At 47.2% G+C, this 22,447-nt stretch carries 18 protein-coding genes; 12 read left to right on the forward strand and 6 right to left on the reverse strand.

What is annotated here, in order from left to right; genetic code table 11:
* Positions 1-5 precede the first annotated feature (5 nt).
* The 4 genes from trxB to G8759_RS17950 all read left to right on the forward strand — a co-directional run bounded on the left by trxB (position 6) and on the right by G8759_RS17950 (position 5,429).
* Complete coding sequence (gene trxB, locus G8759_RS17935) at positions 6-962, forward strand: thioredoxin-disulfide reductase (RefSeq protein ID WP_167210321.1); 957 nt, start codon at positions 6-8, stop codon at positions 960-962.
* 98 nt (positions 963-1,060) lie between these two features.
* The gene (locus tag G8759_RS17940; protein ID WP_167210323.1) at positions 1,061-2,131 is read left to right on the forward strand and encodes a M23 family metallopeptidase; all 1,071 of its coding nucleotides are present in this window, start codon (positions 1,061-1,063) and stop codon (positions 2,129-2,131) included.
* A 293-nt stretch (positions 2,132-2,424) separates the two neighbouring features.
* Positions 2,425-4,887, forward strand: coding sequence for an outer membrane beta-barrel protein (locus G8759_RS17945; RefSeq protein WP_167210325.1), 2,463 nt, complete (start codon positions 2,425-2,427; stop codon positions 4,885-4,887).
* Between the two features lie 92 nt (positions 4,888-4,979).
* Positions 4,980-5,429, forward strand: a complete 450-nt coding sequence (locus G8759_RS17950; protein WP_167210328.1) for a hypothetical protein — start codon at positions 4,980-4,982, stop codon at positions 5,427-5,429.
* Between the two features lie 193 nt (positions 5,430-5,622).
* On the opposite strand, the gene G8759_RS17955 is transcribed toward G8759_RS17950, so the two are convergent.
* The 5 genes from G8759_RS17955 to G8759_RS17975 form a co-directional block, all read right to left on the reverse strand.
* On the reverse strand, positions 5,623-8,610 hold the full coding sequence (locus tag G8759_RS17955; protein ID WP_167210330.1) for a sensor histidine kinase: 2,988 nt from the start codon (positions 8,608-8,610) through the stop codon (positions 5,623-5,625).
* A gap of 357 nt (positions 8,611-8,967) precedes the next feature.
* Complete coding sequence (locus tag G8759_RS17960) at positions 8,968-11,532, reverse strand: glycoside hydrolase family 9 protein (protein ID WP_167210332.1); 2,565 nt, start codon at positions 11,530-11,532, stop codon at positions 8,968-8,970.
* A 252-nt stretch (positions 11,533-11,784) separates the two neighbouring features.
* Complete coding sequence (locus G8759_RS17965; protein WP_167210334.1) at positions 11,785-12,672, reverse strand: DMT family transporter; 888 nt, start codon at positions 12,670-12,672, stop codon at positions 11,785-11,787.
* Positions 12,673-12,762: 90 nt separating this feature from the next.
* The gene (locus tag G8759_RS17970; RefSeq protein ID WP_167210336.1) at positions 12,763-13,191 is read right to left on the reverse strand and encodes a cupin domain-containing protein; all 429 of its coding nucleotides are present in this window, start codon (positions 13,189-13,191) and stop codon (positions 12,763-12,765) included.
* 54 nt (positions 13,192-13,245) lie between these two features.
* Positions 13,246-13,689: a carboxymuconolactone decarboxylase family protein gene (locus G8759_RS17975; protein WP_167210338.1), complete on the reverse strand. Its 444-nt coding sequence runs from the start codon at positions 13,687-13,689 to the stop codon at positions 13,246-13,248.
* Between the two features lie 136 nt (positions 13,690-13,825).
* Here G8759_RS17975 and pdxR point away from each other — a divergent pair, with 136 nt between their 5' ends.
* From pdxR to G8759_RS17990, 3 genes are all read left to right on the forward strand, one after another.
* Positions 13,826-15,292, forward strand: coding sequence for a MocR-like pyridoxine biosynthesis transcription factor PdxR (gene pdxR, locus G8759_RS17980; RefSeq protein ID WP_167210340.1), 1,467 nt, complete (start codon positions 13,826-13,828; stop codon positions 15,290-15,292).
* A 154-nt stretch (positions 15,293-15,446) separates the two neighbouring features.
* Positions 15,447-15,896 (forward strand): DUF3592 domain-containing protein, encoded by a 450-nt coding sequence (locus tag G8759_RS17985; protein WP_167210342.1) that lies wholly within the window; start codon positions 15,447-15,449, stop codon positions 15,894-15,896.
* A 4-nt stretch (positions 15,897-15,900) separates the two neighbouring features.
* Positions 15,901-16,278: a hypothetical protein gene (locus tag G8759_RS17990; RefSeq protein ID WP_167210344.1), complete on the forward strand. Its 378-nt coding sequence runs from the start codon at positions 15,901-15,903 to the stop codon at positions 16,276-16,278.
* Between the two features lie 44 nt (positions 16,279-16,322).
* Here G8759_RS17990 and G8759_RS17995 read toward each other — a convergent pair whose 3' ends face one another.
* Entirely contained in the window at positions 16,323-17,039 is a 717-nt protein-coding gene (locus G8759_RS17995) for a DUF5020 family protein (protein ID WP_167210346.1), read from the reverse strand.
* Between the two features lie 192 nt (positions 17,040-17,231).
* Here G8759_RS17995 and G8759_RS18000 point away from each other — a divergent pair, with 192 nt between their 5' ends.
* The 5 genes from G8759_RS18000 (at position 17,232) to G8759_RS18020 (ending at position 22,275) form a co-directional block, all read left to right on the forward strand.
* The gene (locus G8759_RS18000) at positions 17,232-18,404 is read left to right on the forward strand and encodes a beta-xylosidase family glycoside hydrolase (RefSeq protein ID WP_167210348.1); all 1,173 of its coding nucleotides are present in this window, start codon (positions 17,232-17,234) and stop codon (positions 18,402-18,404) included.
* A gap of 181 nt (positions 18,405-18,585) precedes the next feature.
* A complete protein-coding gene (locus tag G8759_RS18005; RefSeq protein ID WP_167210350.1) occupies positions 18,586-19,230 on the forward strand; it encodes an FISUMP domain-containing protein in 645 nt (214 codons plus the stop codon).
* A 171-nt stretch (positions 19,231-19,401) separates the two neighbouring features.
* On the forward strand, positions 19,402-19,836 hold the full coding sequence (locus G8759_RS18010) for a VOC family protein (RefSeq protein WP_167210352.1): 435 nt from the start codon (positions 19,402-19,404) through the stop codon (positions 19,834-19,836).
* Positions 19,837-20,135: 299 nt separating this feature from the next.
* Positions 20,136-21,452, forward strand: coding sequence for an MFS transporter (locus tag G8759_RS18015; protein ID WP_167210354.1), 1,317 nt, complete (start codon positions 20,136-20,138; stop codon positions 21,450-21,452).
* Between the two features lie 208 nt (positions 21,453-21,660).
* A complete protein-coding gene (locus G8759_RS18020; protein ID WP_167210356.1) occupies positions 21,661-22,275 on the forward strand; it encodes a DUF3137 domain-containing protein in 615 nt (204 codons plus the stop codon).
* Positions 22,276-22,447 lie beyond the last annotated feature (172 nt).

Consider the following 22,447-nt stretch of genomic DNA (forward strand, 5'->3'; position numbering starts at 1 on the left):
ATCACATGACTTCCGAACACGTAAAGTGCCTGATCATCGGCTCCGGCCCGGCTGGCTATACAGCTGCTATATACGCATCGCGGGCTAACATGAAACCCGTTATGTATCAGGGACCACAGCCTGGTGGCCAATTAACCATTACCAACGAGGTTGATAATTTTCCGGGCTATCCTGACGGTGTTCAGGGGCCACAGATGATGCAGGATTTAGAAAACCAGGCCCGCCGATTTGGTACGGATGTTCGCTATGGTTTGGTGACCAGCGTCGATTTCTCCGGGCATCCGCACCGGGCAATCGTTGATGATAAACACGAAATAACAGCTGATTCCGTCATTATTTCGACGGGTGCATCGGCCAAATGGCTGGGGTTGCCCTCAGAAATGCGATTAAATGGCCGGGGCGTTTCTGCCTGCGCTGTTTGCGACGGATTTTTCTTTCGTGGGCAGGATGTGGCCATAATCGGTGCGGGCGATACGGCAGCCGAAGAAGCCAGCTACCTGGCTAATCTCTGCCGTAAAGTATATATGCTCGTTCGGCGTGACGAAATGCGGGCGTCGAAGTTCATGCAGCAACGCGTAAAAACCGCGCCAAACATCGAAATTCTGTTCAACACCGAAACCGTAGAAGTGCTTGGTGACGACGAAGTGTCGGGCGTTCGGGTGAAGAATACTGTAACGGGCGAAGAAAGCGTTTTAGACGTGACCGGCTTTTTCGTAGCCATCGGTCATAAACCAAATACGGACATTTTTCGGGAGTACCTTGAGATGGATGAGAGTGGTTATATCCTGACAGAAAAAGGAAGTACCCGAACCAACATACCCGGTGTCTTTGCCTGCGGAGATGCCCAGGATAACGTCTATCGTCAGGCCATAACGGCAGCCGGAACGGGTTGCATGGCCGCACTCGACGCTGAACGTTATCTGGTCACAGTAGAAATGCAGGAACAACAACTTGTTCATTAACTTACTAGTTTTCAGAGGTTAATTTTCAGCGGCCAGTGCACCCGAAAGCATGCGTCAGCCACTAAAAATTAACATCTGAAAACTCATCTTTGATGCTGATGAGAAAAACGGCTGTTCGATGGCTCCTGGCCATCAGTTGCCTGTGTTTTACCGTAACGGCACAGGCCCAGGAACGGGGGCGATTTAAGAAAAACCTTACGATTACGCCCAAAAATCAATTTAACCCGAATGCACCAGTCGTCGAACAGCCTCAAAAAGCGGATGACCCATTCGAGCAGGAAGCTACCCAACTGCGCTTTAATAGCCAGTTTGAGCCCAAAAAAGAACTTAATAAGGTCGTTAGTGAAGATACCAGCACAATTGACCAGGGTGAAGCCAGCGTTGTTGAAGTAATTGACTCAGTCCTTGTTGGTAATGAGTGGGTTAAAATCGCTGATTATTACGCAGTCTGGGATTCCCGAACCATTGACCCGTATAATATTAACCCACTTGAGTTTAACGAAGCTATCGATATTAAACTCTATGACCCGCCTGCAAACCGCTACTGGTCAGCTCCATTGAACGAAGGGAAAATGACATCAAACTTCGGGTATCGGTGGGGGCGCTGGCATACAGGCACTGATCTCGATCTGGAAACCGGCGATCCGGTCTACGCTGCTTTTGATGGTATCGTGCGCGTAGTCGGCTGGGATGGTAATGGATATGGCCGCTATGTACTGGTTCGCCACTACAACGGTCTTGAAACGCTTTATGGGCACATGTCCAAGCAAACCGTAGAAACGAATCAACTCGTGAAAGCGGGTGATCAGGTGGGGTTAGGCGGCAATACGGGCCGAAGTTATGGGGCTCACCTGCACTTTGAAACACGCTACGAAGGCAACCCATTCAGTCCATTAAACATTTACTCATTTCCGGAAAATTCGATCATCTCTGATCACTTTCTGTTGACTGGGTCCGTGTGGGATTATCTCCGTGGAGGCCGTTCGGCATCCTCCGAATCCAGCTCGCGGCCACGATTTAAACGAACCGTATTGCATCGCGTCCGTTCGGGCGAGACACTCAGTTCAATCGCCAGTCGCTATGGGATGTCCGTATCAGCATTGACTCGTAAAAATCACCTTTCATCGCGGTCGCGAATCCGGCCTGGGCAAAAACTGAGAGTGAATTAGAGAATCATAAATTTTATAATGCCTGCCAAAAGGCCTCCTCCTCCTAAAAGGGCGAGTAGGCCTTTTCTTGTTTTTGAGGCAGCTAAAATTGACCCGTTACGTAGTAAATGAGCACTGCCCCTGAATTTGATGGCTTCATTTCAGTAAGCGTCTTCCTCAATTCAGTCGAAAAATTGGACAATTGGGCCAAAGCTGTCTGGTCAGAAGCCGGTGAACGACTAGTTTTATCCAGCAAATAGCCGCCTGAATCAAAATCGCATAGGGCGATAAGTGGGCTGCTTTACTGGTGTATAATGAAGATACTTCTCTTTGCGCTCGTTATTCTTTTAGTTCCAGGCGATCTATGGGCTCAACAGTCAAAATCTGGCATCGTTATGGGTTCGGTGCAGGATACGAGTGGTAGACCGTTAGGCATGATGAGCCTACTGCTGCTCAAAGCCACCGACTCCACCCTGGTGAAAGGGGCTGTCAGTAATGAGCGGGGGCATTACGAAATGGAATTAATTCCGCCCGGAACCTACCGCATGGCGGGTTCACAGGTGGGCTATCAGAAAGTCTATTCCGAAGTATTCACAGTTGGTGATGAGCAATGGAAACTCCAGCTGTTGCCATTGACCATGCAGGAAGAAACCCGACAATTGACCAATGTGACCGTAAAAGCACAAAAGCCATTCATTGAACAGCAGATAGACAAAACGATACTGAACGTCGAGAATAGTATTGTGGCGAGTGGCGGAACGGCACTTGAAGTGCTCGAAAAGGCACCCGGCGTTGTTGTCGATCTTCAGTCAGACCGCATTAGCCTGAAAGGACGTGAAAATGTGCTGGTCATGATCGACGGGAAGCCGACCTACCTGTCTGGCAATCAGGTTCTGGATCTGTTGCGTAATACCCCCAGTAATACCGTCGAGACCATTGAGCTGATTACGAATCCACCCGCTCGCTACGATGCTGCCGGAACGGCTGGCATTATCAATATTCGCCTGAAACGCAACAAATCGAGTCAGCCGCTAAACGGCAATCTGACCGCCGGGGTGGGGCAGGGGCGTTTCCTGAAATACAATACGGCACTTACGCTTAACGCCCGAAAAGACCAGTGGAGCCTGTTCGGTAACTATGCCTTCGACCAGCGAGATTACTGGTCAGTGGCTACCATTGACCGGCGGTTTGCATCAGCCGCGCAACCTACGCTAATCCGGCAGGACGGCTATCGACCCATTCAGAATACGACCCATACCTTCCGGCTGGGTGCTGATTATTCGCTGGATAAACGCAATACGATCGGTGTTTTGCTGAATGGCACAAACGTCAGTAACAAATCGCAGGGAGGAACAGAAAGTGACATTTTCAAATCCGGCGTTCTGACATCCTCAGAGCGAACGCAGAATGACAACAAACGGAGCATTGATCGGTTGGCAGCAAACCTGAATTTCCGGCATCGATTCGACACGACAGGTCGGGGTGGTAAAGGGCGGGAGCTTATGGTAGATGTCGATTATTCAGATGCGTCGTTTCGGCCGACCGAGCAGTTCGAAACGCGCTTTCTGAATGCCCAGGAAATAGAAACAGGGCCACGGGATTTTCAGCGACTGACTACAAACTCAAAGGCGCTGATTCGAGCCGCAAAAACCGATTATAGTCACCCCATCGATAAGCAAACGAGGCTTGAGGCAGGATGGAAAAGCAGTTATGTAACGCTGAATAACGATTTGCTGGTTGAGACTAAACGTGTTGAAAATGGGCAAAATGTTCCCTGGCAGGTAGATAACGGTCGAACAAATCAGTTCGAATACCGGGAGCTCATCCACGCAGCCTACCTTACGGGTCGTCGTACCTGGACCGACTGGACTTTACAGGTGGGCATTCGTGCAGAACGAACGCAGACGGAAGCTTATTCGGTTACAGCCCAGAATACCGTTGACCGAACCTATCTGAATCTGTTCCCAACGGTGTCGCTTACACGAACGGTGGGCGATAAACATCAGTTTCTGTACTCGTTTAGCCGTCGAATCGACCGTCCGGATTACCAGTATCTGAATCCGTTCATCCGAATATTTAGCCCCTACGCCTATCAGCAGGGGAACCCATACCTGAAACCTCAATTCACTGACGCCTTCCAGGTTGCCTACAGTTATAAAGAAGAAACGACGATTAGTTTTGGCTACAACCGAACCCGAGACGTAATTGTCGATATTAATGAACAGAACGATGCAACGGGCGAGACCCGGATCACGTTTACAAACCTGGCCGAGCAAACGAACATGAGTATCAATGTGAGTGCTCCCATCCGAATTACGCCCTGGTGGTCATCCCGAAATTCGGCGAGCGTATTTCATACTGCCTATCAGGCCGAAATCGGCGGTACTCCATTGGATTATAGCTGGTTAGCTATGAATCTGAATAGTAATCATTCGTTCGTTTTTGCGAATGGAATCACAGCCGAACTGTCAGCATCTTACAATTCGCCCTATGTCTATAGCCAGAATAAAATGCAGGCATTTGGTCAACTAAGCGTTGGTGTTCAGAAAAGCATCTGGCAAAAGAAAGCGACGTTACGATTTAACTGGAGCGATTTGTTCCAGACGCAACGGTTTCGGGGAACGGTTCAATTCCAGAATATGGATTTCAACTTTGCGACCTACAGCGAAACCCGCGTTGCCCGGCTGACATTTACGTACACTTTTGGTAATCGGGAGATCAAAGGTGCTGGTAACCGTCGAACGGTTTCCGAAGATGAACAACGTCGCATAAACTAATGAATAAATTTTCGATCCGGAAACACTAGATCCAAAACAGGTCAAGTGAGGTGTTCATCAGATCGTTCCTATCAACTATAAATGGTTTTACTATGACTAAAGTGGCAATGAGTGAATGGTACCCAGGTAAAAAACTAATAATCACTCAACTCAGTGGAGACATTAAAGAAACTGACGTAGTTCTCTGGGAGAAATCGCTTCAGGATGCGCTGTCCCAAATAGGCGATCACCGTAGTTTCAAGATTTTTGTTAACCTCCATGGTTTCACGGCAACCGATATCGCTACCCACAAACGATTTAGGGGAATTATTCCGGAAACATTAGCCCGATACGGCTGGAAAGTCGGCTACGTGGATTTGTTCGGGGAGGCCGCCAATATGCGCTTCACGAATACCAGAGGAATTACCTGCATGGCGGCTGCGCACACGCATCAGGATTCTACGAAGATTGATGCCTACGAACAACGCTTTGGCAGAGAAAATGAACACTTTTTCACTGACCCACAAAAAGCATACGAATGGATCGACAGCGTTCACATATAATGGATTGACTTTGACCAGTTGGTAAGAGCTGATTAGTCGTTCGAAAGGAGGTCATAGCGAGCCGCTTATGCATTTTGATGATTCTAAATGCCAATTTTAAATCAACTTGATGAAAGTGAACTCAGAAACAAGTACAAATCTTTGTCAATAAGCTCTTGCACTCGTTCGTGTAGTCTGACTGTTTAGAGGTTGTTTACAGAGGAATTCTGATTTCTACCCTGGTACCGGTCAATGGTTCTACTTTATCAATGATGGTCAGCGTTGCCTCTTTCCCCATCTGCTGATTAAAGGCATCGAATGTGTCTTTGGTGATCGATTCACCACGGGAGGTGTGTCCTTCTTTTTTACTGCTTTTGGCTCGACCAACACCATTGTCTTCAATAATGCAAAGTAGGGTATCGGCTTGTTTTTCAACCTGTATGCGGAGTAGTTTGTCGCCAGTTTTGGGCATTAATCCGTGCCATATCGCATTTTCCACAAAAGGCTGAAACAGCATGGGCGGTAGTAACGTATCATAGAGACTATCCGCGTCGTCGATAATAAATTGATAACTAAACTCATTATTGAACCGCATGGCTTCCAGTTCGACATACATTTTCAGGGTTTCGATCACCTGCTCTAGTTTCATTTGCTGGTAATTCGAATTCTCTAAAATCTTCCTGACTAGTTTAGAAAATTTAGAGAGATATTTCACGCCTTCAATCGCTTTATTGGTAATAATGAAATTTTGAATGGAATTGAGGGAGTTGAAAATAAAGTGCGGATTCATCTGACTCTGGAGCGCTTTTAGCTTCCACTCGCTAATCTGGAGCGCTGTTTTATGCTTTTCGTTCAGGAAGCGAATTCTAATCTGAACGATCGCCCAAATTGCACTGGCTACCAATAAGGCAAGCAGGCTACGGAACCACCAGGTTTGCCAGAAAGGGGGAGTAATGGTAAACGCAAATGTTGCCTCCTGACGACTCTCTACCCCATCGGCATTGATGGCTTTTACGTGCAGAACATAGGCATTTGGCGATAGGTTATTGGCCGTAATGCTGTTTTGGCTCGACAATGCCGACCAGGAAGCTCCGGGCAGGCCAGCGAGCTTATAGGTATAACGAATTCCGGATGGGTCGCTTAAACTGATACCTGTAAATTGAAAATTGAGCGAATTCTGAAAATAAGGCAATTCCTCGTTGGCAACTATAGTGCTGGCACCGGTCGACGGTTCATGCGTGTTTTGCGCCAACTGAGCTGAAACAATATGGACTGGAGGGCTCATCGAAGTCTTTGGAATTGCTGATAGAACGAACCGCATGGCTCCTTTTGAAGTGCCTGCCCATAGGTTGCCGTCATTGTCTTTCAGGAAGGATACGATCTGCCATGTATTGTCAAGAATGCCACTATTCCGGTTAAAAATTCGGGATCTGAACTGCCCTTTTTCTTTAGGCCGTTTCAGGTCAATACGCATAATACCGCCAAATGATCCTACCCATAATTGCCCTTCATGATCAAATTCCAGATCGAGGACACTGTCATTCTGTAGACCCTGGCGTGTCGTAATTGTCTCAACCGAAACGATGGCTCCCTTCTCGTCTAACCTTATTTTGCGGATGCCTTTGCCAATCGTACCCACCCAGATAGCGCCTTCGGAGTCAGTTTTTATGGACTGAATAAATACCTGTTCAGTATTTGTTTTTTTAGACACATCCGTCCAGCGTTTACCGTCGAAAATGCGTAGACCGTACGTGCCAATCCATATTCGATTTTGCTTGTCCTGATACAGGGCCAGGATATCATCGACGGCCATAGCCGGGGGTGAATCAATCGTCGTCCATTGACCCTGCTGGTATCTAAATAATTTTTCCCGGTTGCCCATCCAAATGATGTCGTGAAGGGTATCTTCCAGGAAGGCCGAACAGAATTTTCCGGTCGACGTTATTTTGTTGATCTGACTGCTACTGAATTTGAAAACGCCATCGGCATCACAGGAAAGCCATAAATTACCCTTATGGTCGAACCTGGTAAAATGAATAGGGAGGCCGCTGGGTTTTGTTCCGGTAAAAGACGGGAATGGCTGAAAAAGCCGGCCACGCTGGTAAGCCGTAAAGGCTCCATTGCAGCCGCCAAAATAAATGATGCCATTTTTGTCTTTGCCAAGCGAATAGACTTCGTCATTCAGCAACCCGTTGGCTTTGGTGAAAACATCAATAAACCGCTCTCTGCACTGAATTAACCCCTCCGGCGAGGTGAGCCATATGTTTCCTTCGGTATCCTTACTTATGCCCAGACATTTATCGCTGGGTAGACTGTTTTGCGTGTTAAGTTGGGTGACTTTGCCCTTGTCAATGCAAATCGCGCCCTGGTTGGTTGCCAGCCACAATCGCTGACGCTTATCGGTCAAAATGTCGAACACGCGCAGTTTAGAGGGAAGTATCGCCGAATACAGCGGAGTAGCCGTTCCTGATTTGTATTCGAGTATACCCTGTTCGTAGGTGCCAATCAGCATCCGGTTGCCGATACGTACCAGACAGCGTGCTTCAATGGGTTTACCGTTGGGGTATTTTACTTCGGTAAATCGATTTTTATCGAATAAAAAAAGGTGGTAGGTATTACTGACCAGTAACTGTCCGGAAGGCAATTGGCTAACCCCCCAAAGATGACTGACAGGTTGATTCTGTACATCGCGTTGAAAAAGCTTCGGCGTTGCGCCGGGGTTATCGAAGCAAAGCAGGCCCTGAGCACTGGTAGCCCAAATACGTCCGTCCCGATCCTGAGTGATTCCGAAAACCCGTTCAATCGGTACGTTGCCTGCTGAGGTAATATTTTGGAAGCGGCCCTGTTTCCAGATGCTAATGCCGTTGAAGGTGCCAATCCAGATATTTTGGTCTTTATCCTGGAATAAGCTAAGTGCCTGGTTGTTAACTAATCCGTTGTTAACAGTGAAATTTTTGAAAGTTGCCCCATCGAATCGCCCTACTCCACCATACGTACCAACCCATAAATAGCCATCGCGATCCTGAAGTGAAGCAAAACAATAAGATGAGGGTAGCCCATCGTTGGCCGAAAATTGCCGACACATAAATGGTTGGGCGTTAGCGCTCAAAACAGCAATTGACGCTGCGTAAATCAGTAGCAGAATTTGCAATACCTTACAGCCTCTTGTGCTTGGTAGGTCAGGCTGGTACTCAAAGATCATGTTCGTTGATGAACGATTATTTTGGTTGAATACCGAGCGTGCCTAAGTAATTCATTTTGGGTTTCCGCTCGATACACATACCTGCTTGTAGGTAAGTCGACAAAAAAAGACTTTTTTAATCTAGAAAACAACGTATGTAACCCTATTTAGTTATGATGGGCCTGGGTTGCTGTTTTAATCGCTATTTGAATGGGCGGACAGCTTAAATTCTTAACCGTCTAAAGGAAGATCTGATGGTCTCAGGGAATTTTCATTCCCTGTATTTTTTTTACATTCTTAACTAGAGATCGGCTTTATAATCAGCATGGATAATGTCCCATTTTATCGATTCGCGAAAGTGATCATGACAACGTTCACTTATAACTGATTGACCTTTACCAGTTGGTAAGAGCTGGTTTGAAGCTCTGTCAACAAGTCATCCAGATGATTGTAAAGTTTATCTGTACGAGCAGGGTCCGTCCCGATGTGCATCAGTAAAATAAACCCATTCAGGCCCGTGCCTGTCCGTTGCTTGTACGTCTGAATGGACTGAAGGATTGTCTCGCTGTCTCGGTAATTACTTTCCTCAGGTGTGGTGTAATCGGCATGACTTAAGGTGCCGGGTGTGTAGTTAATGAGTTGTAAGCCTGCACGTTCTGTCCAAACCGAGATGCTGTCATTATACCATTCGTAGGGCGGTAAAAACAATTTTGCTTTACTTCGCTGGATGCCAAACCGGCCCAGAGCTGCGTAATTTGCCCGTAGATCTTTACTAAATTGCTCATGGGTTACCAGTAAACTATCGCGCTTGGTCCAGTCGCAATAGAGTAGGTGCTGATCTGAGTGAGGACCAATATAATGCCCATCGCGACGAAGCTGCTGCACTAAGGAAGCGTTGGCCCGATTACGTAAAAAGCGTCCAGTCAGAAAGAACGACGCTCGTACGTTATGTTTTCGCAGAACACGGGCAATCGTAGTACCACCATCGCCGAATTCGTCGCCTGTAAAAACCAGGGCAAGTTGCCGGACGCTCGTATCGCCCCGAATTTTAGCGCCCTTGAAGTAAGTAGACTTTGAATCCACATTTGCCTGCTGATTTCCCGCAGCCAATGATTGGGTGCTTGCGGTTGGTTTCGGTCGTTTTTCGGACTGTTTAGCGGCCAGTAGGTAAACCAGCGATGCCGTACCGTCCATCGTGGGTTCATTGGTGCTGTAGTCACCAAAGTCATCGTGGTAGACTGCCAGATCACTTTGAAAAGCAGCAAACTCGTCGGGCTCATGGAGCGTAATACCGATCAGGTTTTTGTAAATACTACCTCGTACTGGGCCGTCAACGAGGCCACCGTCAATGGGGTATTGTTTCAAATGAGTAAATGCCGAATGCGGATCGGCTGGTGTATCGGCATTGGCGGGCAGGCCATACACAAAACTCGTTCCCCACGGATTGCAGCCAAACAGCCAGTCGAAATTGGCCTGTTCGAAGGCAGCATATTGCTGATCGTTGGTAAGCTGCCGATACCAGAGGCATTGAGTTGCGAAGGAGGTTGTCAGGTTGTTGCTGCACCAGATGAAAGGGACTCCCCGATAAAATGCATTTTGTTTGGCCCGTTGCCAAACCGTTTCGATACCTCGTTTATAGAAATCAGTAACCGTTTTTCGCTGACTGGCGGGGAACCTTTTGGCTAACTCAGCATGACCGATATTGACGAACGGATACCATTGATAATGGCGTGCCGTATCATTCTCGATCCAGGGTGTAACGGGTTCCTGTCGGGCAAACTTCAGCGCGGTGTTGCGCCATTGCCCAGCCTGTTTGCTGGTAGCCCCCGACAGATTTAATTGCTCAACGGCTGCCAGCTCCATATCATCCACGTAATTATCTTCTTCGTAAAAATAAGGTGCCCGTCCGGGAGCCGTTTGTGCGTTTCCGGGTTTTTGTTCCCCGAGTTTATAAGCCGATTGCGCCCGCTGCCGAAGCCGGTCAATATAGCTCCGATCAGCATAATCCGCTGGAAGTTTACGCATCAGTTGGTAGCCCAGAGCCAGTGCACTGCTAACTTTTCCGGCTGTAGACGCGACACCCGTTGCCCGATTTTTGTATTTAAACAGACCCTGTGGCTCACCCGTCGCAAAATAAACGGGGCGTTCAAAGCCCTTGCCGTAAAAATTGTCTTCTTTCGGAATACGTAACCCTGCATGATCACGATCATCGCCCAACTGATTGAACAGCCAATCGTCGGTTGGGTGCATTTTAAGGAGCCAGTCGAGCCCCCAGCGCGCTTCGTCGAGCACATCGGGTTGCCCGTTCGCTCCCGCCAGGCCGTTTGTCTGGTGTTGATCGGAAAAGGCCTCCGGAAAGTCGCGGAGGGCGGCCAGCAGATGATAAGTTGCATTGGCGGACGTTGTCACATATTGAAGATAGTCTGACGCATCGTGCCAGCCTCCGGACGCATCGATGTGGGTACTATCGGGCATAGGGCCATACATCGTATAGCCATCGTGCGTGTGGCAGGAGTCTTTCAGAAAGGGGTTATAGCCACTGCGTTGCTGACGCATGTAACGCAGGCAGAAATCAGCCGCCCCATCGTATACGTTCTCGTCAATGCGGAATGTAGGTGACCGTGTGCCTTCATCGGTGCGAAGGTAAAAACGACCCGGTTGCCGGAATGCCGAAAAGTTGAGCCGGTACGTCTGCTGGAATGGACCGTACGCGCCGAAAGCCTGTCCGACCTCACGTTGCCAGACAACCTGATCGGTCTCGGCATTGACGATCTGAAATCGGGCCGTTTTCTTCTCCGTCAGGCTTCCCCACACGGCTGTTTTAAGGCTGGAAGGTCGATAACCCAATAAATTAACCCGGATAACCGCTGATTCATTGGCGCGCAAAACAAACGCAGACAGAGCGACCGATAGACACAGAAAAAGAAGCAAACGACTCATCATACCGAACCAACAGGCATTAAGGGGCCTGTTCTATCCGGGCAAAATAAACGTATTTTCGGGATAGAATAGTGATTGAGTAGAATTGTGTTGTCGAATACCACCGAACTCAATCACCAGGTGCCAGTCTGTCAGACTTGTTCGTGGTTGATATTCTCAAGCCTTTTGCTTCGAGTCGTGCTACGGTTGTCTGTGTGATCCAATCAACTGTAGCACGGCTCGAAGTGAAAGGCCTGAGAATATAAGTTAGTGAAATTAGGCAATCTGGTTAGCCTCCTGACGAATCAGGTATACCGATGCTAATATGCCCAGACAGGCCATAAAATGAATTATTGTAAAGGATTCATTGTCCAGAATACCCCAGAAAATCGCTACAACGGGTATCAGATACGTAATTGCGCTGGCAAATAATGGCGACGAACTATAAATCAATTTTACGTGAAGCACCTGAGCCAAAGCCGTTCCAACAACGCCCAGCGTTACTAAAGCCAGACAGGCATTTATTGTGTCTGGCGTAAACTGAAATAGTTGCTGATTGGGCAGATAAACAAACAGGAAAGCGATCAGGCCATTGAGGGTTACGCTCACTGTGCTTAAATGCAGGGGTGGAACATCGGCTAAATACTGTTTGACAAGATTAATATTGATCCCATAACATAAGGTGGCAATGACTACCAGAAACACGTATCCATTGATCGATAGATTTAGGCCGGTTGAGGACAATAGACTTAAGGTGATCGAACAGAATAGACCCAGGAATAGCCCCAGAATCTGAAGGGATGAGTATGTTTTTCTGACGAAAAAAAGAGCGCTTAGAAAGGTAAAGGAAGGCGTTATCGCCAGCAGAATACCCGCCGTTGAACTCTGTATATGTTCCTGCGATAGACTGAATAGATAGGAGGGAATCAGCGAACTGAGCAAACCGGACAATACGACCAGGGGCCATTTGCCGGAAGGAATCTTTCGGAAGTAAGCTAAGCCAAACGGAAGAAATACCAACCCCGCTGACACTAAGCGAATTGTTGCTGCGGCTAGATAACTGAAACTTTCCAATCCTTTTTTAAGCAGGATGTAGCTACTACCCCAAATGATAGAGAGGGCCAGAAAATATGCCCATTTTCTGGCTGGCGATTGTGTGAACATGGTGAAAAAAGTGGTGCAACCGTTGCCAATTGAACGAGTCTGGCTAGCCCATTTTACAATGATTGAATGAATTGAAGACCGTTTGTAATCTTACTTTTTTTCGGGCACGGAGGTCGGTTTGCCTTTTTCGGCAAGGAAGAATACCAGCAGTTTAGCAGGAGCAATTGGATGATTATTGCGGGCTGAACTGTGCAAACCATTCGTTTCTTCATAAAACGAATCGCCTTTTTTGTACAAATAGGTTTTCCCCTCAAAAACGGATTCAATTTCGCCTTCGAGCACATAGCCGAAAGTTGGGCAGGGATGCCGATGGGCTGTTGAAGTACTATTGGGCGGGAAATCGACAATCAATAGCTTAACTTCCCGATTTTCAAGCCCTTTATCCGCCAGAACCTGTTGACGGATAATCGCAAAACTTACCTCCGAATTTCCGGCGCTGGCTGTATGCGTGTGTTGTGCTGAAAGCCTACTGGTTATGGAAATGATCAGAGCAATGCTTAAGAGAAGAATTGATTTCATGGTGGCATTTAGTTTTAAGCCTGACCGATTTCCGGTCAGGCTACGTATGATTGCTTAATCCTGATCGGCCACTAAATGGGTTGAAATGGCAATGCGGTTCCAGCTATTGATCGTGATGATCGCAAAAATTACCTGCGCCAAGGTTTGCTCTCCCAACAGACTTAATGCTTTCGCATAAACTTCGTCAGAAATGCCCCGATTGGTGAGTTGTGTCAGCTCTTCGGCAAGTCGCAGAACGGCCTGTTCGGTTTCGGTAAAGAACGGCGTTTCCCACCACGCACTCAGCGTATAAAGCCGCTGTTCGGTTTCTCCCAGTTTCCGGGCATCTCTGGCGTGCATGTTGAGACAATAGCCACAACCATTTAACTGTGAGACTCTTAGCTTAATCAGTTCATTGAGTTTTGGATCGATATTAAACGTCGCCATCTGTTTTTCGGCTTCCAGCATAGCTTTATAAACCCGTGGTTCAACCGACTTAATATGCATTCTTGCTTTCATGGTACTGAGTGTTATTGCGTAGGAGCAGCCTGTTTAACCCCTGTTCCTACTGTTTATCGTTGTGTTTTGTTTCTACAAATATCTACCTTTATTGGACTACTTGAATAGTCCAGATTTAAGAAACTAAGTAGACCAGATGATGTTCCTGAACGACCTTGTTACCATCGATAAAGCAGCCGATACGGCTGTCTATTTGCAGATTGCCAATGCTATTATTCAGGCTATTCGCAGAGGGCGTTTGCGAAGCCGATCGAAGTTGCCAGGCTCACGCGAACTGGCGAACGCCCTGAATGTTCATCGCAAAACGACAGTAGCGGCTTATGAGGAGCTGCTGGCGCAGGGCTGGCTGGAAATGATTCCCAGAAAGGGCACGTTTGTCGTACAGGACCTGCCCGAAATAAAGCCCAGAAAGCTTAAACAGGCGGAGACGTCAGTTGCTTATCCCGAAAAGACAATCTTTTCCATTGATGAAAAACGATTCGTCCAGTTTCCGGCCTTAGGGTTTCCGGATACAAAAAAATTGATTATCAATGATGGGTTTCCGGATATGCGTTTGCTTCCTAATGAGTTATTTTTGAGGGAGTTGAGGAGTATGGGTAAGCAGCCTGCTTTTAAAAAATACAACATGTATGGCCGGGCAGAAGGAACAGATTACTTACGCGATACACTGGCCAGTTTTTTGCGTGAAACCCGTGGATTGCCGATTTCGGCAGCCAACGTTATGATAACCCGAGGGGCGCAAATGGGCATCTATATGGCTGCCAGCCTGCTGCTTAAACCGGGTGATCAGGTGATTGTGGGCGAGCCCAGCTATTTTGCCGCAACGCTTACATTTCAGCAGGCTGGAGCCAGCATTAATCGGGTGCCTGTAGATGAAAGTGGCCTTGCTATTGATGCCGTTGAGCGGCTTTGCCAGACGAAAAAGATACGACTGTTGTATGTAATTCCGCACCACCACCATCCAACAACGGTGACGCTTTCGCCCGAACGACGCATTCGGCTGCTAGAACTGGCGGCAACCTACAAATTCGCCCTTATTGAAGACGATTACGACTACGATTTTCATTACACAAGTAATCCAGTACTGCCAATGGCTAGCCTCGACCACCACGGCAGCGTGATCTACATTGGAACATTAAGTAAAACCCTTGTTCCGGCCATACGGATTGGCTTTATCGTAGCGCCTGAAAACTTTATAAAGGCCGTTGCGAACCTTCGAATGGGTATTGACCGGCAGGGCGACAGCATGATGGAAGTTGCCATTGCAGAGCTGTATCGTAATGGAACCATTGGGCGACACATTCGGAAAGTGGTCAATATTTACCGCGAGCGCCGGGATCATTTCAGTGCATTATTGACGGAAAACCTGGGCCAGCGGGTTTCGTTTCGCATACCAGATGGCGGCATGTCAGTCTGGACACGATTCAACTATAGCGATTTACGGACTGTATCTGCCAAAGCCTTTCAGAAAGGCCTGATTATGAGCGACGGCCAGCGGTATAATACCGGAACGATAAACTACAACTCAGCCCGTTTAGGCTTTGCTTCCCTGAATCTGGCTGAACAGGAGAGAGCCATAGACATTATAGTCAAGTGTCTTTGATGCGTTCGGCTTACCGTATACACAAAACTCTATACTTCGATTCTCAAAAAAATTGTAGGTTTGGTGCGCTTTAAATAATTTATATTGGTCTGCTAATCAGCGGGCTATAGGGTAATTGAGCCACTGTCACTACACGACTATAGAAAACTGTTAAATGAAATTTAAAATCGATGGCAGCCTGATTTTTTTTGGGTTGTTTGCTCTGGTAGGTACTGTTTTTGCCATTGCGGCCTTCATAAACTGGCGGTCGACGCAGCGGATCGTTCAAACCGGTATCGAAACCAAGGGCTATGTGATTGACACGCGTTACAGCCGTGATAAAAAAGGCCGGACAACGACCGCCCAAGCTCCGGTCGTGCAGTTTGTAACATCAGCAGGAAAGCCGATCACGTATTATTCACAGACGTATACCACACCTGCCAGCTTTAATGTGGGCGATACTGTAACGCTTTGGTATATGCCCGATAATCCGCAGGAGAACATAACACTTGAAGGAGTAGATGGCTGGCTTTTGCCCGGCGTATTTGGCTTGTTTGGCGTTGTTTTTTCGCTAATTGGTTATCCAGCATTGATCAGTTCAGTACTTAAAGCATTTAAGGGATAATCCGATGCCCCGATTTATCCAATTGCTCATCGGTCCGGAATTATTCTGGTGCCTTGTTGTAGGTGCGGCTTTGCTACTGGCACAGGCCAATGTTCCTCCGTCAAAATCCGTCGAGAATATAATTGAGAATCTTCATTTGTGGATTTCCTGCGCCGGAATCCTGACCTTTTCGCTATGGTTTATTCCCGGAGTTAATCGAGACTGGCTGCTACTGCGTATCTGGATTGCGGCAATTATCGGTGCCCATTTTGCCCTGGACAAAGCATTGAGTGCTCACAGCGAACAGAGCCCCGGCATCGGCACCGTTTACATTGCCGGTATGATGTTTCAATTTTTCGTGTTGCTTGTTGGGAGCGTGGTTGTAAAAGTGTTTTACGCGTAGTCGTTCATGGCCAGTTACGGTTGCGGTTCATGGCAGAGCGTTTGTTAAAACTGGTTTTTCAGTGCCAGCGTCGGGTAAACCTGCACCTGGTTTTCGATCGTTAGTGTATGATAGAAAAGATTGATTCTTGATCCGACGGAAAGTGTTTTCGACACCTTAAGCCAGATCTGTGGATCACCGAAAAAAGCGATTTTTTTGCCAGATTGACTGGCCGTAAAATCAGTGCCCTGGTTTCGGTTCTCACTCCATCCAACCAGGCTCCCCGCCACCATGAGTTTGTACTGAAAAAATCCTTTTCCGAAATAAAACGTAACCTGTGGATCATGACTTGGCTGCGGAAACGCATTGTAGCGATAAACAGCACTGGCGCTAAACCAGGCCCCTTTCCACTGAAATGGATAGGCAATACCTAAGCCGAACGAATTGGTCAGGTAATACCCATAAGCGGGTGGAGCCACACCTAGCCCACCACTGTAGGTGAACGTCAGATAGACCTTAGGACGCCAATAGCGTAGATTTTTGGAGACTTGCAAAAATAGCTGTCCGATATTGTTATTTTCGCCACTAAAGTCGGTTTGTGTTTTTAAGAGAAAGGATCCGGTCGAATCATTTGCCTTGAAGTATTCGAACGTGAGTGATGCGAAATTCCGTTTGTTCAGATCAGGGTCGATCGAATGCCTGAAATCATAATGAAACTGGAGTTGCTGGGCTACGCCAGTCAGGGCAGAAAAGAGTGCAAGAATCACCAGGGCTGTTTTCATACGATCGGGCTATCGAAGCGAATTGTTTTTTTGACAAAACTTCGCTTTGTGGCTCGAAATGGCGGGAATTTGACCGGAAACGTTGCGGAAATCTCGTTTCCGTTGGGCAATATGCCTCATCGTTAAACCCCAGGACAGAATGCTGTGTTGTGAAGCTTGTTAATTTAGGGATTGATAGATGCCATTTGTTATATGGATGAATTTGACCGGCGGGCGTTTGCCGCTCTTTTTAGGGCCGTAGTCGAAATGTGTTTTGGTCAACCATTACGAAATCTGCTTTCTGAATCAGAGAGCAGGCACCTTAGTAACGAGATCGAAGAACGCACAGGACTGGTTGTCGGATGGAGAAGTATCAAAAACTATGCAGCTTTTCTGGTTAATCCCACCCCGGATAAACAGGAAAATCCCTCAGTCGCTACCCTCGATACGCTGGCACGCTACATCTTTCGCGCTCCGGTTACGACGGAAGCAGAGCGGAAAAAGAACGAAGAGCACTTTCCGTACTGGTTCCGGTATCGCGAACAACTTAATCAGCCAAATCGAACCGAACAGATCGACCCTATACCGAACAGGAACCGTTTGTCTGGCTGGCTGGTGATACCGCTAATTTTGGGCGTAATTGGCTTGTTATGGTTTGTTCATGAGCCTGAACCTGAGCAGGTAATCGACGATTTTCGTAAAACTGACGAATCTACTCTTGCTCAGAAAGGCTGGTTTATTCATTCCCGAAATGCAACTTACTGGAATCGGAGAGGGGAGAAACCGGGCTATTTAACCCTCTTCACGCTCAAAGGCGATAACTGGCACAAAACGGGTGAGGCCCCGCAAATTCAGAATTTATTGCTGCGAAAAATTCAGGATGACTGTTTCCGTACCGAAGTACACTTTAAGGACTTTGTGCCCAACGCCAACTGGCAGCAGGCGGGTTTGGTACTGCTGGAAGATACATCGTTTGCCGGGAAAAGTATCCGTATCTCGCTGTCTTATAACGACTTCTTTGGCGGTTATATCAAACCCGGCGAAATACTGATTCAGGCGGTCGCTTCGTATGGTAAAGGATACACGAACCTGGAAGAGATTGCCCACCAGCCTTTGTTTACGTTGGGAAATTCCAGCGACCGGCGGCTTGCTGTGAATAACCTGAAAAACTTCGCTTTCCGAATGGAAAAACAAGGCCGGAAGTTCCGGTTTCTGTACTCAGCCAGTCCTGTAGACGATTTCTCATTTAAGGAAGTGACCACGTACGAGTTTGGGATTACACCAAAATACGTCGGCATTTTTGCCCTGAAAGGGTTTGTCGATTCAACGATTGTGATGCCCGTTTCTGTGCGATTCTTTCGGCTGGACGTGGAGCGGTGTAAGTAAGTTTTCTTTTCAGACGCTATTTTAGACAATTCATTCAGCTGTTTCGACAGCTTGTATACCGATGCTTTTAAAGGGTATTGATACTGATTTGCTTTGTACGGCAATGCCTATGCATTAAACTGACTAAACTGAGCAGAATAAGAGTAGGCAGCTAGACATTACTCACCTATTCGCTCTGAAGATGGCACGTACAGCTAAAAAACAGCATCCAGTTACACTACCTATTTTTTTAATAACCCTGTTCACGCTGGCATTTACTTCCTGTAAAAAGGATCAGGAAAGCCAGCCCACTCCCCAGGTTACCACCGTCCTCATTAGTGGAAAAGAATACCCGGCTACGACCATAGGCAGTCAGGTCTGGACGATAACCAATTACGATGGTCCAGATGGATTGCTGTATAAATCCGGCACTGAAAAGCCTGAATATGGACGGTATTACACCTTCGATGAAGCCAGGGCCGTGCCAATTCCCAGTGGATGGCGGCTCCCAACATTGCAGGATTACGTGACACTGGCGGAAAGTCAGGGAGTAGTTTTTACCGATCATCGGGCAACTGGACAGGAGGCAATAAAAAAGCTGACCTCAACAACCAACTGGCGAACTATTCACGGCACGAATACATCGGGTTTCAACGCGCATCCAGCTGGATACAGCTTCCAGAACAGTGCACCTCTGGATGGTGACATCAGTGAATTCTGGTTAGCAGATGGTAACACCATCAGTATTCAGGAGGCTGCTTCCGGCAAAGCACATTCGATCATCTTTTATACGACGAACAGCCCTGATTATCGCTTTAATCTGCGGTTTGTCAAGAATGCACAATAAGGATTTTGGGGCCAGAAAAGGATTTTAAGTCCTGGTTCGACGCCAGTGGAGAAGGGTTTTTATACGATTGAAAAGTTGCCGTAATCGCCCTGTATCTTGTCGCATTTACCCCCCATTTCTGTTCCAGTTCGGTCGTATTTTTGTCATGTAAACATCAAAAAACAAATACTCATGGCAACCAAAATTTTTGTAAACCTGCCCGTTAAAGACCTCAACAAATCGATCGATTTTTTCGCTAAACTTGGGTATTCCTTTAACCCACAGTTTACGGACGAGAACGCAACCAGCATGATTATCAGTGAAGATATTTATGCTATGCTGCTCGTAGAGCCCTTCTTCAAAACGTTTATAAAAACCGACATTGCCGATGCCACCAAAGTAACGGAAGCGCTTATCTGCCTCTCTGCCGATAGCCGGGAAGCCGTGGACGTACTGGTTGATAAAGCCATTGCGGCTGGTGCTACAACACCAAATGAGCCTATGGATCAGGGCTTTATGTATGGCCGTAGCTTCCAGGATCTGGACGGTCATCATTGGGAGATCATGTATATGGACCCAGCGGCTATCAATCAGGAGCAACCGGCGGCTGAGGCCAGTGCCGCTTAAAAGAACGAAACAGCGCTTCTTTCGGTAAGCGATAAGACAGCGCTGGCGAGTACTAATCACTCGCCAGCGCTGTCTTATCGTGTATTCACGCCAATTCATTACCCAGTTTTCTGGAAAACCTTACTGCCCTCCATTTGTTGCAAATGGTGTATGTACTTTGCTATGTATGAGCCAGATATAGTTCTGAACTGCTCAGAATCTACTATACCAGTGGCTCATTCAAGTCGCCCATTGGACTTTCTTTATATAGTCGGTCGCACTTGTAAAAAGCAGGATAGGACTCGACAAAACCAGAAACGATGAAAACGTTTTATGCCATTCTGGCCAACTCACTGGCAGCTTCTCTCACGAATAATCTTGTCTGGTTTGCGGTTACGTTCTGGGTCTATCTGGAAACGAAATCGGTGGTAGCCACGTCGATTATGGCGGGTGTCTATACGGGTACAATCGCCATAACCGGTTTTTTTCTCGGGTCTTTAGTCGATCGGTACAAGAAGAAAACGGCAATGATCGTGTCTAGTGTTGGTTCTTTAGGTTTGTATGTGCTGTCCTTTTTCATTTATATAGCGACACCCCGGCAGGTATTTACAGACCCGTCGAGTCCAATTCTGTGGGCATTTATCATCCTGTCGCTCCTGGGGGCAATTGCCGGAAACATACGATCAATTGCCCTTTCGACCCTTGTTACCTTTCTGATTCCGGAAGACGGCAGGGATAAGGCGAACGGACTCGTAGGCACCACAAACGGGGTATCCTTTCTTGTTGCTTCGATCTTTAGCGGACTGATTATTGGCTTTCTGGGTATGTTCTGGATGCTGGTTTCTGCGCTCGGCCTGACCCTGCTGGTTCTGGTTCATTTGTGGTCTGTATCCATTCCAGAAAAGGGGGTAGTACATACCGAAGACCATACCAGACGAATTGATATTCGGGGCACCATTCAGGCGCTGAATGCGATGCCGGGCCTCTTTGCACTGATTTTCTTTAACACCTTCAATAATTTCCTGGGTGGCGTCTTCATGTCATTGATGGACGCCTATGGCCTGTCGCTTGTGTCGGTGCAGACTTGGGGTGTTTTGTGGGGTTTTCTGAGTTTGGGCTTTATTATCGGTGGTTTGGTTGTAGCCAAAAAAGGTCTTGGGAGCCAACCCCTCCGGACGCTTTTCCTCTCGAACATAACCATGTGGGTATTATGCATTTTCTTCACGATTCATGAATCCATCGTGTTGTTAACGGTTGGCTTATTCCTTTACTTATGCCTGATTCCGGTGGTTGAAGCGGCTGAACAAACCATCATGCAGAAATTGATTCCGCCCGAACGGCAGGGACGTGTATTTGGCTTTGCTCAAAGCATCGAACAGGCGGCCTCCCCGCTGACAGCTTTTATGATTGGCCCTATCGCTGAATACATTTTCATTCCGTTTATGACGACTGGGGCCGGTGTAGACCTGATCGGCAACTGGTTTGGCACTGGAAAAGATCGGGGACTTGCCCTTCTATTCACTGTTACCGGCCTTATCGGGCTCATTGTGACGGTTATTGCTATGAAGTCTAATGCCTATAAAACGCTTTCGGAGAATTACCAAAAGCAAACAGCCGAGGAGTTAGTTGATCAATAAGCCAATTCGCTGAGACTAGATAAATTAATGTAACTATATGTAAATCAGTGATATGGTCAAAGGTAATATCCGTTGTGAATGGTTTTAACCCAAAAGTTTGGGCAGTAGCGGCAATTTAGGTGTCAGGTGTGTCGGAAATTCGACTACCTTTCCGGCATTCGTTGATCAGGTTATAGCCTGGACTAAATCGTCACAAAAAGCACACTAGATGAGCCTGCTGAGAAAACTATTTGGTCCTTATAAAGATGAAGTCTGGGGGCAACTGGCCCATGAAATAAAGGCCGATTTTATAGATGGCGGTTTCTGGAAAGGAAGTAAGGTACAGGCTACCGTAAAGGAATGGACCATTACACTCGACACTTATACCGTATCGAATGGGAAAACCAGCATTACATTTACCCGAATGAGAGCCCCATATGTAAATAGGGACGGTTTTCGCTTTACTATATATAGGAGTGGGTTTTTCAGCGAATTAGGTAAAAAATTAGGTATGCAGGATGTTGACGTGGGCTTCCCTGACTTTGATGATCAGTTCATTATTCAGGGGAACGACGAGCACAAACTACAACTCCTGTTTAAAAATACCCGCATCCGGCAATTGATAGATGCACAGGCCGGGATTAGTCTGGAAGTAAGAGACGATGATGGCTGGTTGTCAACAACATTTCCAGAGGGAGTCGATCAGTTGTCGTTTAAAGTTGTCGGGGTAATCAAAGACATTGAGCGGTTAAAGCAACTTTACGAGCTCTTTGCCGAAATCCTTAATCACCTTTGCCTTATAGGGTCAGCCTACGAAGACGACCCCAATGTCGTGTTACGCTGAGCGAGGGGAGAAGCTGCTTTATGTACAGCATTTTTATCGGATTGATTCTGTACATCAGCGAGAGAATGAGTTAATGCTAGTGTTCGACCGATTTAAACCGATAAGGTTTCAAAACCGTATAGGTTCGTAATCAAAAGGAAATCATAGCTCATCTTAATCATCGTAAAAATCA

It is taken from the genome of Spirosoma aureum, from assembly GCF_011604685.1.
GTDB lineage: Bacteria > Bacteroidota > Bacteroidia > Cytophagales > Spirosomataceae > Spirosoma > Spirosoma aureum.

Coding starts and splice junctions, on each gene's coding strand:
- trxB (WP_167210321.1), top strand. CDS start 6: ATGACTTCCGAACACGTAAAGTGCCTGATCATCGGCTCCGGCCCGGCT.
- G8759_RS17940 (WP_167210323.1), top strand. CDS start 1,061: ATGAGAAAAACGGCTGTTCGATGGCTCCTGGCCATCAGTTGCCTGTGT.
- G8759_RS17945 (WP_167210325.1), top strand. CDS start 2,425: ATGAAGATACTTCTCTTTGCGCTCGTTATTCTTTTAGTTCCAGGCGAT.
- G8759_RS17950 (WP_167210328.1), top strand. CDS start 4,980: ATGACTAAAGTGGCAATGAGTGAATGGTACCCAGGTAAAAAACTAATA.
- G8759_RS17955 (WP_167210330.1), bottom strand. CDS start 8,610: ATGATCTTTGAGTACCAGCCTGACCTACCAAGCACAAGAGGCTGTAAG.
- G8759_RS17960 (WP_167210332.1), bottom strand. CDS start 11,532: ATGATGAGTCGTTTGCTTCTTTTTCTGTGTCTATCGGTCGCTCTGTCT.
- G8759_RS17965 (WP_167210334.1), bottom strand. CDS start 12,672: ATGTTCACACAATCGCCAGCCAGAAAATGGGCATATTTTCTGGCCCTC.
- G8759_RS17970 (WP_167210336.1), bottom strand. CDS start 13,191: ATGAAATCAATTCTTCTCTTAAGCATTGCTCTGATCATTTCCATAACC.
- G8759_RS17975 (WP_167210338.1), bottom strand. CDS start 13,689: ATGAAAGCAAGAATGCATATTAAGTCGGTTGAACCACGGGTTTATAAA.
- pdxR (WP_167210340.1), top strand. CDS start 13,826: ATGATGTTCCTGAACGACCTTGTTACCATCGATAAAGCAGCCGATACG.
- G8759_RS17985 (WP_167210342.1), top strand. CDS start 15,447: ATGAAATTTAAAATCGATGGCAGCCTGATTTTTTTTGGGTTGTTTGCT.
- G8759_RS17990 (WP_167210344.1), top strand. CDS start 15,901: ATGCCCCGATTTATCCAATTGCTCATCGGTCCGGAATTATTCTGGTGC.
- G8759_RS17995 (WP_167210346.1), bottom strand. CDS start 17,039: ATGAAAACAGCCCTGGTGATTCTTGCACTCTTTTCTGCCCTGACTGGC.
- G8759_RS18000 (WP_167210348.1), top strand. CDS start 17,232: ATGGATGAATTTGACCGGCGGGCGTTTGCCGCTCTTTTTAGGGCCGTA.
- G8759_RS18005 (WP_167210350.1), top strand. CDS start 18,586: ATGGCACGTACAGCTAAAAAACAGCATCCAGTTACACTACCTATTTTT.
- G8759_RS18010 (WP_167210352.1), top strand. CDS start 19,402: ATGGCAACCAAAATTTTTGTAAACCTGCCCGTTAAAGACCTCAACAAA.
- G8759_RS18015 (WP_167210354.1), top strand. CDS start 20,136: ATGAAAACGTTTTATGCCATTCTGGCCAACTCACTGGCAGCTTCTCTC.
- G8759_RS18020 (WP_167210356.1), top strand. CDS start 21,661: ATGAGCCTGCTGAGAAAACTATTTGGTCCTTATAAAGATGAAGTCTGG.